Annotated in this window: 14 protein-coding genes; 5 read left to right on the top strand and 9 right to left on the bottom strand. The window is 69.1% G+C overall.

Annotated elements, in window-relative coordinates; translation table 11 throughout:
* Positions 1-7 precede the first annotated feature (7 nt).
* Entirely contained in the window at positions 8-280 is a 273-nt protein-coding gene (locus tag VEB62_RS14165) for a hypothetical protein (RefSeq protein ID WP_324801007.1), read from the bottom strand.
* A gap of 99 nt (positions 281-379) precedes the next feature.
* Positions 380-1,201, bottom strand: a complete 822-nt coding sequence (locus tag VEB62_RS14170; RefSeq protein WP_324801010.1) for a sterol desaturase family protein — start codon at positions 1,199-1,201, stop codon at positions 380-382.
* A 132-nt stretch (positions 1,202-1,333) separates the two neighbouring features.
* On the opposite strand from VEB62_RS14170, the gene VEB62_RS14175 reads away from it, so the two are divergent.
* The 3 genes from VEB62_RS14175 to VEB62_RS14185 are packed head-to-tail and all read left to right on the top strand — an operon-like array spanning position 1,334 to position 2,830.
* The gene (locus VEB62_RS14175; RefSeq protein ID WP_324801014.1) at positions 1,334-1,513 is read left to right on the top strand and encodes a hypothetical protein; all 180 of its coding nucleotides are present in this window, start codon (positions 1,334-1,336) and stop codon (positions 1,511-1,513) included.
* Between the two features lie 5 nt (positions 1,514-1,518).
* Positions 1,519-2,373 (top strand): hypothetical protein, encoded by an 855-nt coding sequence (locus tag VEB62_RS14180; protein WP_324801017.1) that lies wholly within the window; start codon positions 1,519-1,521, stop codon positions 2,371-2,373.
* Positions 2,351-2,830, top strand: a complete 480-nt coding sequence (locus VEB62_RS14185; RefSeq protein WP_324801021.1) for a hypothetical protein — start codon at positions 2,351-2,353, stop codon at positions 2,828-2,830. Before VEB62_RS14180 ends, VEB62_RS14185 begins: the two co-directional genes overlap by 23 nt.
* A gap of 3 nt (positions 2,831-2,833) precedes the next feature.
* Here the strand turns inward: VEB62_RS14185 and VEB62_RS14190 are convergent, their stop codons facing one another.
* Positions 2,834-3,235: an acyl-CoA thioesterase gene (locus VEB62_RS14190; protein ID WP_324801023.1), complete on the bottom strand. Its 402-nt coding sequence runs from the start codon at positions 3,233-3,235 to the stop codon at positions 2,834-2,836.
* Positions 3,235-4,425, bottom strand: coding sequence for an acyl-CoA dehydrogenase (locus tag VEB62_RS14195; protein ID WP_324801026.1), 1,191 nt, complete (start codon positions 4,423-4,425; stop codon positions 3,235-3,237). Before VEB62_RS14195 ends, VEB62_RS14190 begins: the two co-directional genes overlap by 1 nt.
* Before the next feature lie 129 nt (positions 4,426-4,554).
* On the opposite strand from VEB62_RS14195, the gene VEB62_RS14200 reads away from it, so the two are divergent.
* Together VEB62_RS14200 and VEB62_RS14205 are read left to right on the top strand one after the other, a co-directional pair.
* Positions 4,555-4,821, top strand: a complete 267-nt coding sequence (locus tag VEB62_RS14200; RefSeq protein WP_324801029.1) for a DUF6356 family protein — start codon at positions 4,555-4,557, stop codon at positions 4,819-4,821.
* Between the two features lie 30 nt (positions 4,822-4,851).
* Positions 4,852-6,039, top strand: a complete 1,188-nt coding sequence (locus tag VEB62_RS14205) for a CaiB/BaiF CoA transferase family protein (RefSeq protein ID WP_324801031.1) — start codon at positions 4,852-4,854, stop codon at positions 6,037-6,039.
* Here VEB62_RS14205 and VEB62_RS14210 read toward each other — a convergent pair.
* The 5 genes from VEB62_RS14210 to sucD all read right to left on the bottom strand — a co-directional run bounded on the left by VEB62_RS14210 (position 6,036) and on the right by sucD (position 12,643).
* On the bottom strand, positions 6,036-6,491 hold the full coding sequence (locus tag VEB62_RS14210; RefSeq protein ID WP_324801034.1) for a hypothetical protein: 456 nt from the start codon (positions 6,489-6,491) through the stop codon (positions 6,036-6,038). The genes VEB62_RS14205 and VEB62_RS14210 overlap by 4 nt on opposite strands.
* 48 nt (positions 6,492-6,539) lie before the next feature.
* On the bottom strand, positions 6,540-6,956 hold the full coding sequence (locus VEB62_RS14215; RefSeq protein WP_324801036.1) for a hypothetical protein: 417 nt from the start codon (positions 6,954-6,956) through the stop codon (positions 6,540-6,542).
* 13 nt (positions 6,957-6,969) lie between these two features.
* On the bottom strand, positions 6,970-8,514 hold the full coding sequence (gene odhB / locus VEB62_RS14220; protein WP_324801038.1) for a 2-oxoglutarate dehydrogenase complex dihydrolipoyllysine-residue succinyltransferase: 1,545 nt from the start codon (positions 8,512-8,514) through the stop codon (positions 6,970-6,972).
* A 36-nt stretch (positions 8,515-8,550) separates the two neighbouring features.
* The gene (locus VEB62_RS14225; RefSeq protein ID WP_324801039.1) at positions 8,551-11,571 is read right to left on the bottom strand and encodes a 2-oxoglutarate dehydrogenase E1 component; all 3,021 of its coding nucleotides are present in this window, start codon (positions 11,569-11,571) and stop codon (positions 8,551-8,553) included.
* Positions 11,572-11,740: 169 nt separating this feature from the next.
* On the bottom strand, positions 11,741-12,643 hold the full coding sequence (gene sucD, locus VEB62_RS14230; RefSeq protein ID WP_324801041.1) for a succinate--CoA ligase subunit alpha: 903 nt from the start codon (positions 12,641-12,643) through the stop codon (positions 11,741-11,743).
* Positions 12,644-12,712: the final 69 nt, after the last annotated feature.

The raw sequence follows: 12,712 nt of genomic DNA on the forward strand, positions 1-12,712 counted from the left end.
CTGGGTTTTACAGGGCCGCCGGCAGGGTCGCCTGCATCACCGAACGCACCACGCCCAGCGCCAGCCAGCCGAGGCCGATCGCGATCGCGAGCCCGCCCAGGCCCATGGCCTTCCAGCGGTTGCGGCAGAGCGCCGCGAACCGTTCAGGGTCGACCGCCCGCTCCACCCGCTTGCGGCTGTGGCCCCGGGAGTAGATCACCCCGCTGGCTTGCGCGTTGAGAAGCGGGATCAGTTCCTTGAGGATCAGTACGACCCCCGCGATCATCAGAAAAAACGGCATCTTCCCCCCATTCGCCAGGCGGCACCCTGGCAGTCGATCCCGCGCCCGGCAACGGCTCGCTTCCGGCGGCCGCTGATCGCGACAACGGATGCGCGCGCCTCATTCGCCCGATGCGATAGCCCGTGCGGTCGATGGTTCGGCCGGGCGGAACGGCCGGGCGAGTTGTCGTGCAAAATGCCCGGCCGTTGCGTCTTCGGCGTCGCCGAGGCCCCGGCGCATGGCGCCGAGCCCGATCAGGGGCCGGGGCGTGTAGGTGCCGAACAGCCTGTCCCACAGGCTGAGGATGTCGCCGAAATTGCTGTCGGTCTCGCGCGGGTCGGTCGAATGGTGGACGTGGTGCATCGGCGGGGTGACCAGCACCAGCCGCAGCGCCCTGTCGACCGGCTCGGGCAGACGCAGGTTGGCGTGCCCCCACAGGCCGAAGCCCAGGGCCACGACCTGGTAGGCGGCCAGCACCGGCGCTGAAAGGCCGAGCGCCAACGTCACGGCGCACAGCCAGGGCGCCACCACCAGCAGTTCGATCGGATGGTTTCGCAGGGTCGTCGACAGGTCCACCGCCGTGTCGGCATGGTGCACCCGGTGCACCCGCCACAGCAGCGGCCAGGCGTGGGCGGCGCGGTGGAACAGATAGTGGGCCAGGCTGACGGCCAGCACCGTAGCCGACGCCTCCAGCCAGGCCGGAAAATCCGCAAGGTTGAGCAGCCCCCAGCCGTTGCGTCCGGCCAGCAGGGCGGCGCCCGGAACGGACAGCGGCAACAGGGCGCCGAGGCCGAAGCTGAGCAGGCCGAGGCCGAAATTGGTCAGCAGCCGGCCGCGTGATTCGACGGGCCGTCGAACCAGGGGCCGGAGCGTCTCGACCGCCGTCAGGGCGACAAACAGCGCCGCCAGGCCCACAGTCGCGGCGCCGCCGGGACCGGACAAACTCCCGCCAAGGCTGGAAAGGCTCGGAACCAGGGGCAGGGACACAAATATGGCCTTGAATCGAATGGGTTACCAGCTTAGCTGATGGGCCGTCATCGCATGCTTGGGCGGATTCAGGGAAGGGAAGTTTTCATGTCGCGTGTTGTGGATCTCGCTCTCAAGGGCGGCCTCGTCGCCGGTTTCGTCGCCATCGCCTCGCCGGCCCTCGCCGGCGTGCCGACCCCGGTTCCGCTGCTCGGCGCCGGCGTGCCCGCCCTGCTCGCCCTGGGCGGCGCCTACTACCTGGTCCGCAAGGCCCGGAGCCGCGGCTAACCCGGATGACCGACGCGGCCTGTGAAGCCCCCGCGGGCGCGGCCGCGTCGCTCGTTCTCACGCGCAATCGCCTCTACGGCGGCCTGTTCCTGCTCGCCGCGCTGAATGCGGCGAGTGGCGCGGCCGTCGACGCCATCGGCGACCTGGGGGTGGCCGGGGCGGTGCTGGCGCTTTTCAACATCAGCGCCGTGGTCTGGATGGCGCTGGCCGCCGGCCTCGCCCTGACCTGGCGCGAGCCGGACTACGCCCCCGTCCGGCCGCTCGACCTCTGGCTGGCCGGCGCCGTCGCCCTCGCCGCCCTGCTGCCCGTGCCCGCCGTCAGCGGGGTGATGCTGACCGTCGTCGGCCTCCACGCCGCCATAACGGCCGGCCCCGGCTCCCCGCTTCGGCGTGCGGCGATCATCTTCCTGGCCGTCAGCGGGACGCTGCTGTGGGGCAAGGTGCTGCTGACCGTCTTCACCCGACCGGTGCTCGAGATGGACAGCTGGCTGATGTCCTCGCTTCTCCATGTCCGCCAGGAAGGCAACGTCGTCTGGCGCGAGGGGGGCGCGGTCGCGGCCGTCGTCTCCACCGGTTGCTCCTCGATCCACGGCATCTCGGTCGCGCTCGTCTGCTGGGCGGCGATCTGCCAGTATTTCGCGGTCCCCCTCGACCGCCGCTCGGTCCTCACCGCCCTGGCCGCGGTGCTCGCCACAATGGCGGTCAACATGGCGCGCATCGGCGGCATCCTCGTCTCGCCGGAGTGGGCGCGCATCATCCATGACGGCTGGGGCGCGACGGTGAGCATGTGGGTCACCCTCGTCCTCGTTACCGCCATCTGCCTGTTCGGAGCCCGGCGTGAAGTCTTTGCGCGCGCCTAGCCTGATCCTCGCCGCGGCGGTTCTGGTGACGCTCGGGGGCAAGGCCGTCACCCGCCAGCCGCCCGAGCCGGACACTGCCCTGTTCACCCGGGACGTCGAGCAGCGGCTCCGGACCCGGGGCTATTCCGTCACGAGCCGGACCCTTCCGTCCGGCGTCTATCTCTACGGCGCACGCGGCGACTGCCGCCTGATGGTGACGGAACAGGACGCCTTCGGGACCCTGGCCGACCGCAACAACCAGTTCGCCCGCGAGGTCGGTCCGCTGCACTACGTATGGCGCGGCCGGCGTCGCGAGACCGCACCCCGGGCCGAAATCCTTCTGCGTTTTCTGGTGCGGCGCGAACTGGTGCGGCTTGGCCCGTCGCCGCCGCGCCAGCCGCTCGGCGCGATCGCGACCGGACCGGGCTGCTCGCCCGCCGACACGGCCGGCCTGACGCCGTCCGACCTGCCCCGCTGACGCTCAGGTCGCGCCCGGGAGCAGCCTCGGCTTCCGGTCCGGACCAATGGCGACATAGGTGAAAACGCCCTCGGTGACCCGCACCGCCTCGCCGTGGGCCTCGTTGCGCGAACGCTTCCAGGCCTCGACGTGGACGCGGATCGAGGTGCGGCCGGTCTTGACGACCTCGGCGTGCAGCGAGACCTCGTCCCCGACCGACACCGGCTGGTGGAAGACCATGCCGTCGACGGCGATGGTCACGCAGCGGCCCTGGGCCATCTCGAAGGCCGGGGTCGCGCCCGCGAGGTCCATCTGCGCCAGCAGCCAGCCGCCGAAGATGTCGCCCTCCGGATTGGTGTCCGCAGGCATGGCGATGACGCGGCCGACGAGCCGGCCGCCCGGGCCGTTCACGGGCGCATCGCCCATCAGAAGGCGCTCTGGCCGGTGATGGCCCGGCCGAGGATCAGGGCGTGGACGTCGTGCGCGCCCTCATAGGTGTTGACCGTCTCAAGGTTCATGGCGTGGCGCATCACGTGCATCTCGCCGGTGATGCCGGCGCCGCCGTGCATGTCGCGGGCGACGCGGGCGATATCCAGCGCCTTGCCGCAGTTGTTGCGCTTCATCATCGAGATGGCCTCGGGAACCCAGGCCCCCTGGTCGAGCAGCCGGCCCAGCGCCAGCGCCCCCTCGAAGCCGAGGAATATCTCGGTCTGCATGTCGGCCAGCTTCTTCTGCACCAACTGGCGCGACGAGAGGGGGCGGCCGAACAGCATGCGCTCGCCGACATAGTCGCGGGTCAGGTGGAAACAGGCCTCGGCGGCGCCCATGGCCCCCCAGGCGATGCCGTAACGGGCCTTGTTCAGGCACGAGAACGGGCCGCGCAGGCCCTTGACTCCCGGGAGCAGGTTCTCCTCCGGCACGAAGACGTCGTTCAGGCCGATATCGCCGGTGATCGAGGCGCGGAGCGACAGCTTGTCGCCGATCTTGTCGGTGCTGAAGCCGTCCATGCCGCGCTCGACGATGAAGCCGCGGATCACGTCGTCCAGCTTGGCCCAGACCACCGCCAGATCCGAGATCGGCGAGTTGGTGATCCAGTATTTGGCGCCGTTCAGGCGATAGCCGCCGTCGACGGCCACGGCTTTGGTCTTCATTGAGGCCGGGTCCGACCCGCCGTCGGCCTCGGTCAGGCCGAAACAGCCGATCAGTTCGCCCGCCGCCATGCGCGGCAGGAACCGCATCTTCTGCTCTTCGGAACCGAAGGCATGGATGGGGTACATGGCCAGCGAGGACTGCACGCTCATGGCCGAGCGGTAGCCGCTGTCGACCGCCTCGATCTCGCGGGCGATCAGGCCGTAGGCGACATGGCTGACCGAGGAGCCGCCGTACTGTTCCGGCAGCATGGCCCCGAGGAAGCCCATCTCGCCCAGTTCGGTCATGATGGCCCGGTCGAAGGTCTCGTCGCGGAAGGCCTCGACGATGCGGGGGAGCAGCTTCTCGCGGGCGTAGGAGCGCGCCGCGTCCTGGATCATCCGTTCGTCGTCGGTCAGCCGGCCCGACAGGTCCAGCGGGTCGTCCCAGCGGAAGGTCTTGGCGGGAGAAGCAGAGCCGTCGGCCATGGGTGGTCTTTCCTGAGCGTGTCGGGGCTTCAGGCGATCGTGACGCCGGCCCCCTGTTCTGCGGCGCGGTTTAGGCCAGAATAGCGGCCGCGGGTAGAGGGAGCGCCCGCGACACGCTAGGCTGTCGGCATGATCCAGACCTTCAATCGCCTGTTCGTCGACCACCCCCGCGAGGTGAAAGAGAGCTATGTCCACCACATGGCGGCCTCGGCGCGATTCGGCTTCCGCCTGCTGAAACTGGCCGGCTGCGCCTTTCTGCACGCCCTTGTACCCGGGGTGCACAAGGCCACGGTGTCGAAGTCGATCTGCTGCATGGCCGAGGAACTGGACGGCCGCGCCCGCGAGGCCCGCGAATGCCGCATGCGCAACGCCGGGGTCTGGGATCCGGGGCTTTAGCCAGGGCGGGCGAACCTATAAGCACGGCGGATGACACACGGTCCTCTCTCCGGCGTTCGCGTCCTCGACCTCAGCCGCGTGCTGGCCGGACCGTGGGCGACGCAGACCCTGGCCGATCTCGGGGCCGAGGTGATCAAGATCGAGCGCCCCGGCGCCGGCGACGACACCCGCCACTGGGGCCCGCCGTTCACGACGAAGACCGACGGCTCGAAGGGCGACGCCGCCTATTTCCTGTGCGCCAACCGGGGCAAGAAGTCGGTCGAGCTGGACATCGCCACGCCTGAGGGGGCCGACATCGTCCGTGAGCTGACGAAGACTTGCGACATCCTCGTCGAGAACTTCAAGGCCGGCGGGCTGAAGAAGTACGGCCTCGATCACGCCGCCCTGTCGGCGATCAATCCGAAGCTGGTCTACTGCTCGATCACCGGTTTCGGCCAGGACGGGCCGGACGCGCACCGGGCCGGCTACGACTACATGATCCAGGCCATGGGCGGGCTGATGTCGGTCACCGGCCAGCCCGACGGCGCGCCCGGGGCCGAGCCGATGAAGGTCGGGGTGGCGGTCGCCGACCTGTTCACCGGCCTCTACGCCTCCAACGCCATCCTCGCCGCCCTGCTGCACGCCCGCGCGACGGGCGAGGGCCAGCACATCGACATCGCCCTGTTCGACGTCCAGGCGGCCATGCTGGCCAACCAGGCGACCAACTTCTTCGTCAGCGGCAAGGCGCCGACGCGGATGGGCAACGCCCACCCCAACCTCGCCCCCTACCAACCCTTTCCGTGCGTGGACGGAATGGTGGTCATCGCGGTCGGAAACGACGGCCAGTTCCGGGCGCTGGCGCAGGCGCTCGGCGCGCCCGGCCTCGGGGCCGATCCCCGCTTCCTCACCAACGCCCTGCGCATCGAGCATCGCGCGGTAATGACGGCCGAGCTCTCGGCCCTGACGGCGGGACGGACCATGCACGGGCTGATGGCCGCGCTCGAGGCGGCCGGCGTGCCGTGCGGGCCGGTCAATACGATCGATCAGGTCTTTGACGAGCCGCAGGCGAAACATCGGAGGCTCAAGGTGACGCAGGCGCGCGCGGACCTGTCAGAACCGGTTCGCACCGTCGCTTCGCCCATCCGCATGTCCGCGACCCCGGTGGTCTACGACCGCGCGCCGCCGGCGCTGGGTCAGGATACGGACGAGGTGCTGGGGCGGCTGCGCTCCGGTCGCTAGGGCGGGTCCAGAAGCAGCTTTGCGACGATCACGACCGCGAACGTCGCCGCCGTGAGGCCCGCCAGGAGTCCGGCGACGGCGAGCAGCATGCCTTGCCAGGCGGGGGAGCGGAACCGGCGCGGCAGGCTGGTGCCCCAGAAGCCGCCGGTGGCGAAGGCCGCGAGGGCCATCAGGGCGCCCGCCGTTCGCGTCCCGCCGTCCATCCCGGGGATGTCGTCGCCCTCGTCCGTCGCGAACTCGCCGGCCCGCACCCGGGCGAGCAGGGCGCGGGCCTCGGTGATGAGGGACGCCGGCGCCATCAGCCGGATGCCGAGCGCCCGCTGCATCAGCGGATCGACGGTGGTCTGGAACCGCTCGGTGACGGTGGCGTCGATGCCGTGCGACGCCAGAAACGCGGCCGCGAGTTCGGCCTCGTAGACATCGGTGAAACGGGCGATCTCACGGAGGCTCATTCGGCCAGCCTAACATGCCGGCTCCCGCTTGCCAGACACGGCGAAGCCTCACTGACTCGCCAGAGCCGTCCACAGCAGCTTGACCAGAAAACCCAATACGGCCAAGGCCGGTACGCAGAGAATTGGAGCCCAGAGCACTAAAGGATGCGGCCTGCGGTATCCGGGTTCCGGAGCAATCGCCAAGGCCAGCGCCGCCCCCAGCCCTTCCCGGGAGTCCTTGTTGGGGTCCGCGTCGGCGAAACCACCGTTGGTCACCTTCTTCAGCAACTCCACCGCCTCCGGATAGTCGCTGGCGGAGACCCAGACCGGGCACTCCATGTGCCCGGAATGAGTTGACGTCGCCTCCACCTCGCCGTGGTAGCTGGCGCCGGCGAATGCGTTCAGGCTGTGCCGCTGGAGGAAATAGGCGGCCAGTTCGGCTTCGTGGCGTTCGGCGAAGCCAGCGACTTGCACCATCTTCGCCACGGAGGAGCCTCCCCTACAGATCCAGCAGCGCCCGCGCCGGATCCTCGAGCAGTTCCTTGACCCGCACAAGGAAGGTCACCGCCTCCTTGCCGTCGACGATGCGGTGGTCGTAGCTCAGGGCCAGGTACATCATCGGCCGGATCACCACCTCGCCGTTCACCGCCATCGGGCGCTGGACGATGTTGTGCATGCCCAGGATGCCCGACTGCGGCGCGTTGAGGATCGGCGTCGACATCAGCGAGCCGTAGGTGCCGCCGTTGGTGATGGTGAAGGTGCCGCCCTGCAGCTGGTCCAGGGTCAGGTCGCCGTCGCGCGCCGCCTTGCCCAGCGCCGCGATGCCCTTCTCGATGCCCGCCAGAGTCAGCGCATCGGCGTCCCGAAGGACCGGCACGACCAGGCCCTTGTCGGTCCCGACGGCCACGCCGATGTCGTAGTGGTTCTTGTAGATGATGTCCGTGCCGTCGATCTCGGCGTTGACCGCCGGAATCTCCTTCAGGGCGGCGACGATCGCCTTGGTGAAGAAGCTCATGAAGCCGAGCTTCACCCCGTGGCGCTTCTCGAAGACGTCCTTGTACTGGGTCCGCAGGGCCATGATGTTGGTCATGTCCACCTCGTTGAAGGTGGTCAGCTGGGCGGCGGTGTTCTGGGATTCCTTCAGGCGGCGCGCAATGGTCTGGCGCAGCCGGGTCATCTTGACCCGTTCCTCGCGCGGCTGGTCGGCGCGCGGGGCGGCGGGGGCGGCCTGGGCCGGAGCGGGCGCGGCCTTCGGCGCGGCGTTGATGGCGGCGAGGGCGTCGCCCTTGGTGATGTTGCCCTTGGGCCCGGTGGCCGCGATGGCCTTCGGGTCGAGCTGGTTCTCGCTGACCACGCGCTGGACGGCGGGCGACAGGTGCGGCTCGTCGGCCTTGATCTGGGCCGATCCGGCGTTGGCGGGGGCGGCGGGGGCTGCGGCCGGAGTGGCGGCTGCGCCGGAGGCCGCGATGCTGCCGATCTGCTGGCCCGGGGTGACGGTGGCGCCGGCGTCGGCGTCGATGGTCAGCACGCCCGCGGCCGGGGCCGACACCTCGACGGCGACCTTGTCGGTCTCGATCTCGACCAGCATCTCGTCCTTGGCGACGGTGTCGCCGGACTTCTTCAGCCAGGTCCCCATCGAGCCCTCGGCGACGCTCTCCCCCATGGTCGGCGTCATGATCGGCACGGTGCCGCCGGAAGCGGCGGCGGGCGCGGCGGTCGGTGCGGCGGCCGGTTCGGCCTTCGGCGCTTCAGCCTTCGGAGCCTCGGCCTTCGGAGCCTCGGGGGCGGCGGCGGCCGGCGCAGCGCTCGCGCCCTCGCTGACCACGCCCAGCACGGCGCCCGGGGTCACGGTCTCGCCGTCGGGCGCCTTGATCTCGGACAGCACGCCGTCGGCGGGCGACACCACCTCCAGCGAGACCTTGTCGGTCTCCAGCTCGACCAGGACCTCGTCCTTCTTCACCGGATCGCCGGCCTTCTTCGTCCACTTGCCGATGGTGGCTTCGGTGACGGATTCGCCGAGGGCGGGGGTCAGGATGTCGGCCATGGTCGGGTCCAGGTCTCGTTCAGATATCTATGGGTATCAGGCGAAGGCGTCGGTCAGGAAGGCGTCGAGTTCTTTCAGGTGCCGGCTCATCAGGCCCGCGGCGGTCGAGGCCGAGGCCGGGCGGCCGACGTAGCGGGCCCGTTTCGACTTCACGTTCAGCTTCTCGAGCGTCAGTTCGATCCACGGGTCGACGAAGGTCCAGCCGCCCATGTTCTTCGGCTCTTCCTGGCACCAGACCAGTTCGGCGTTGGGGAAGCGGGCCAGTTCGGTCATCAGCGACTTCATCGGCCAGGGATAGAACTGCTCCAGCCGCATCAGATAGACGTCGTCGATCCCGTCCCGTTCACGGCGGTCCAGCAGGTCGTAATAGACCTTGCCCGAACAGAGCACGACGCGGCGGATGTCCTTGTCGGCCCTGATCTTGATTCCGGCGACCTCGGGCCGCGTCTGGGCGTCGTCGTGCAGCACGCGGTGGAAGGACGATCCCTCCGCCATGTCGGCGATGGTCGACACCGCCTTCTTGTGCCGCAACAGCGACTTGGGCGTCATGATGATCAGCGGCTTGCGGAACGGCCGGTGCATCTGACGGCGCAGGATGTGGAAATAGTTGGCCGGGGTGGTGCAGTTGGCGACCTGGATATTGTCCTCGGCGCACTGCTGCAGGAACCGCTCCAGCCGCGCCGACGAGTGCTCCGGTCCCTGGCCTTCGTAGCCGTGCGGCAGCAGCATGGTCAGGCCGCACATGCGCAGCCATTTGCGCTCGCCCGAGGTGATGAACTGGTCGATCACCACCTGCGCCCCGTTCACGAAGTCGCCGAACTGGGCCTCCCACATCACCAGGGTGTTGGGATCGGTCAGGGCGTAGCCGTATTCGAAGCCCAGCACCGCCTCTTCCGACAGGGCCGAGTCGATGACCTCGAACTCGGCCTGGCCCTCGCGCAGGTTGTTGAGCGGGACGTAGCGGGCCTCGGTGGTCTGGTCGACGATGCCGGAGTGGCGCTGACTGAAGGTGCCGCGCACCGAATCCTGCCCCGACAGGCGGACCGGGAAGCCCTCGTCCAGCAGGGAGGCGAAGGCCAGGCTCTCGGCGGTGGCCCAGTCGATGTTCTCGCCCGTCGCGATCATCTCGCGCCGGCCGTCCATGACGCGCTTCAGCGTCTTGTGCATGTCGACCTGGTTCGGGATCGTCGTCAGCCTGTGGCCGAGGTCGGCCAGCTTCGCCGCCGGCACCGAGGTCTCGCCCCGGCGCTCCTCGCCCTCGGGCTGGCCGATTCCGGTCCACTGGCCGTCCATCCAGTCGGCCTTCTTGGCCTCGAAGGTCTTGCCCGCCTCGTACTCGGCGTCGAGGAAGGCCTCGAACCGCGCCACCTCGGCGTCGACCTCGGCCTGGCTGGTCACGCCCTCGGCGATCAGGCGCGCGGTATAGATCTCGCGCGTCGACTGCAGGGCGCGGATCCTCGAATACATCACCGGCTGGGTGAAGGTCGGGTCGTCGCCCTCGTTGTGGCCGAAGCGGCGGTAGCAGAACATGTCCACCACCACGTCCTTGTGGAACTTCTGCCGGAACTCGGTGGCCACCTTGGCGGCGAAGACGACGGCTTCCGGATCGTCGCCGTTGACGTGGAAGATCGGCGCCTGGACCATCAGGGCCACATCCGACGGATAGGGCGACGAGCGGCTGTTCCGCGGGCTGGTGGTGAAGCCGATCTGGTTGTTGATGACGAAATGCAGGGTGCCGCCGGTGCGGTAGCCCTTCAGCCCCATCAGGGCGAAGCATTCGGCAACCACGCCCTGGCCGGCGAAGGCGGCGTCGCCGTGGATCAGCAGCGGCACGACCTTGGAGCGGTCCAGCGCCCATTGCTCCGACGGCTGGCCTGCGTTGGCTTCGCGGATGTCGAACGCCTGTTTCGCCCGCGCCTTGCCCAGCACCACCGGGTTGACGATCTCGAGGTGCGAGGGGTTGGCGGTCAGCGACAGGTGCACGGTGTTGCCGTCGAACTCGCGATCCGAGCTGGCGCCCATGTGGTATTTGACGTCGCCCGAGCCCTCGATGTCCGAGGGCACGGTCGAGCCGCCCTGGAACTCGTGGAAGATCGCGCGGTAGGGCTTGCCCATCACCGCCGCCAGGGTGTTGAGCCGCCCGCGGTGAGCCATGCCCAGCACGATCTCGTCGACCCCCAGCGCGCCGCCGCGCTTGATGATCTGCTCCAGCGCCGGGACCATGGCCTCGCCGCCGTCCAGACCGAACCGCTTGGTGCCGGGGAAGCGCTTGTGCAGGAAGCGCTCGAAGCCCTCGGCCTCGATCAGCTTGTTGAGGATCGCCAGCTTGCCTTCGCGGGTGAAGGCGTTCTGTTCGAACTTCTCCGGCCCCTCGAACCGCTGCTGCAGCCAGGATTTCTCCTCCGGCTCGGCGATATGCATGAACTGGATGCCGATATGGCCGCAGTAGGTGCGGCGCAGCAGCGCCAGCACCTCGCGGATGGTGCCGGTCTGCAGACCCAGCACGCCGTCCAGATAGATCGGCCGGTCGAGGTCGGCCTCGCTGAAGCCGTAGAACTCCGGCGTCAGCTCGGGGTTCTCGGTCGGCTGCTCGATGCCCAGCGGGTCCAGGGTCGCCTGCAGATGGCCGCGCACGCGATAGCTGCGGATCAGCATCAGGGCGCGAATCGAATCGTGGGCGGCGGCGCGGATGGCTTCGGCCGGGACTGCGGCGGCCGGGGCCGCGGCGGCCGGGGGCGCGGCTTCGACCGCCCTGGCCGGCGCGGCGCCGGCCTTCTTCGGATCGGGTTTGGCGACGGGCCAGCGGCCGTCGAACACGGCGGCGTCTTCGCTCGGCTCCGATACGGGCGAGCGGCCCCAGGCCCCGGCGCCGCTGGCGGCCATCACCGTTTCGGCGTTGTCCCGCAACTGGTCAAAGAAGGCGCGCCATTCGCTCGAGACGGATGCCGGGTCGGCCGCCCACTTCTCGTGGAGGTCCTCAATGAACGAGGCATTGGAGCCATACAGGAAGCTGGTCTCGGCAAAGACCTGGTTCAGCCGACCGGCATCGTCCGCCATTGTTCTCGTCACGTCCCTTGGGCGGTGCGCGCACGCCTGCGCGAAACCGGCGCCGCTGATATAGGCGCTGTTTCCTTATGGGTCATGACCGAATGGGGGCGAAAAAGTCGAATTCCGCTAAAAATCCGACAATTTGCGCAGGTTTATGCCCCATCAGTGGGACATAAGCTCAGCCCTTCAGCACCTCGACCAAGGTCGCGCCCAGTCGCGCCGGCGACGGCGAGACGCGGATGCCGGCGGCTTCCATCGCCGCGATCTTGGACTCCGCATCGCCCTTGCCGCCCGAGACCACGGCGCCCGCGTGCCCCATGGTCCGGCCCTTGGGCGCGGTCCGGCCGGCGATGAAGCCGACCATCGGCTTGGAGCGGCCCTTCTTCGCCTCGTCGATCAGGAACTGGGCCGCGTCCTCCTCGGCCCCGCCGCCAATCTCGCCGATCATCACGATCGACTGCGTCTCGTCGTCGGCGAGGAACAGCTCGAGCACATCGATGAATTCGGTGCCCTTGACCGGGTCGCCGCCGATGCCGACCGCCGTGGTCTGGCCGAGGCCCTCGTTGGTGGTCTGGAACACCGCCTCATAGGTCAGGGTGCCCGAGCGCGAGACGATGCCGACGTTGCCCTTCTTGAAGATCGAGCCCGGCATGATGCCGATCTTGCACTCTTCCGGGGTCAGGATGCCCGGGCAGTTGGGGCCCAGCAGCCGCGACTTCGAGCGGTCCAGCCGCGCCTTGACCCGCACCATGTCCAGCACCGGGATGCCCTCGGTGATGCAGGTGATGAAGGGAACCTCGGCCTCGATGGCCTCGAGGATGGCGTCGGCCGCCCCCGCCGGCGGGACATAGATCACCGTCGCATCGGCGCCGGTGGCTTCCTTCGCCTCGGCGACCGAGGCGAAGATCGGCAGGCTCTCGCCCTCCGACCCGTGCCAGATCTCGCCGCCCTTCTTGGGGTGCACGCCGCCGACCATCTTCGTGCCGTAGTAGCGCAGCGCCTGCTCGGTGTGGAACGTCCCGGTCTTGCCGGTCAGGCCCTGGACGATGACCTTGGTGTTCTTGTCGACGAGGATGGACATGTGATTGCTTCTGTTCAGGCGAAGAGGAAAGGATTCACGACGCGCCGCCCGGCGGCCGCGATGATCCCG

The sequence above is a fragment of the Brevundimonas sp. genome (genome assembly GCF_035626975.1).
Taxonomy (GTDB): Bacteria; Pseudomonadota; Alphaproteobacteria; order Caulobacterales; family Caulobacteraceae; genus Brevundimonas.

Excerpts from the sequence above, each read along its gene's own strand:
- VEB62_RS14165 (WP_324801007.1), bottom strand. The coding sequence starts at position 280 with ATGCCGTTTTTTCTGATGATCGCGGGGGTCGTACTGATCCTCAAGGAA.
- VEB62_RS14175 (WP_324801014.1), top strand. The coding sequence starts at position 1,334 with ATGTCGCGTGTTGTGGATCTCGCTCTCAAGGGCGGCCTCGTCGCCGGT.
- VEB62_RS14180 (WP_324801017.1), top strand. The coding sequence starts at position 1,519 with ATGACCGACGCGGCCTGTGAAGCCCCCGCGGGCGCGGCCGCGTCGCTC.
- VEB62_RS14190 (WP_324801023.1), bottom strand. The coding sequence starts at position 3,235 with ATGGGCGATGCGCCCGTGAACGGCCCGGGCGGCCGGCTCGTCGGCCGC.
- VEB62_RS14195 (WP_324801026.1), bottom strand. The coding sequence starts at position 4,425 with ATGGCCGACGGCTCTGCTTCTCCCGCCAAGACCTTCCGCTGGGACGAC.
- VEB62_RS14200 (WP_324801029.1), top strand. The coding sequence starts at position 4,555 with ATGATCCAGACCTTCAATCGCCTGTTCGTCGACCACCCCCGCGAGGTG.
- VEB62_RS14205 (WP_324801031.1), top strand. The coding sequence starts at position 4,852 with ATGACACACGGTCCTCTCTCCGGCGTTCGCGTCCTCGACCTCAGCCGC.
- VEB62_RS14210 (WP_324801034.1), bottom strand. The coding sequence starts at position 6,491 with ATGAGCCTCCGTGAGATCGCCCGTTTCACCGATGTCTACGAGGCCGAA.
- odhB (WP_324801038.1), bottom strand. The coding sequence starts at position 8,514 with ATGGCCGACATCCTGACCCCCGCCCTCGGCGAATCCGTCACCGAAGCC.
- VEB62_RS14225 (WP_324801039.1), bottom strand. The coding sequence starts at position 11,571 with ATGGCGGACGATGCCGGTCGGCTGAACCAGGTCTTTGCCGAGACCAGC.
- sucD (WP_324801041.1), bottom strand. The coding sequence starts at position 12,643 with ATGTCCATCCTCGTCGACAAGAACACCAAGGTCATCGTCCAGGGCCTG.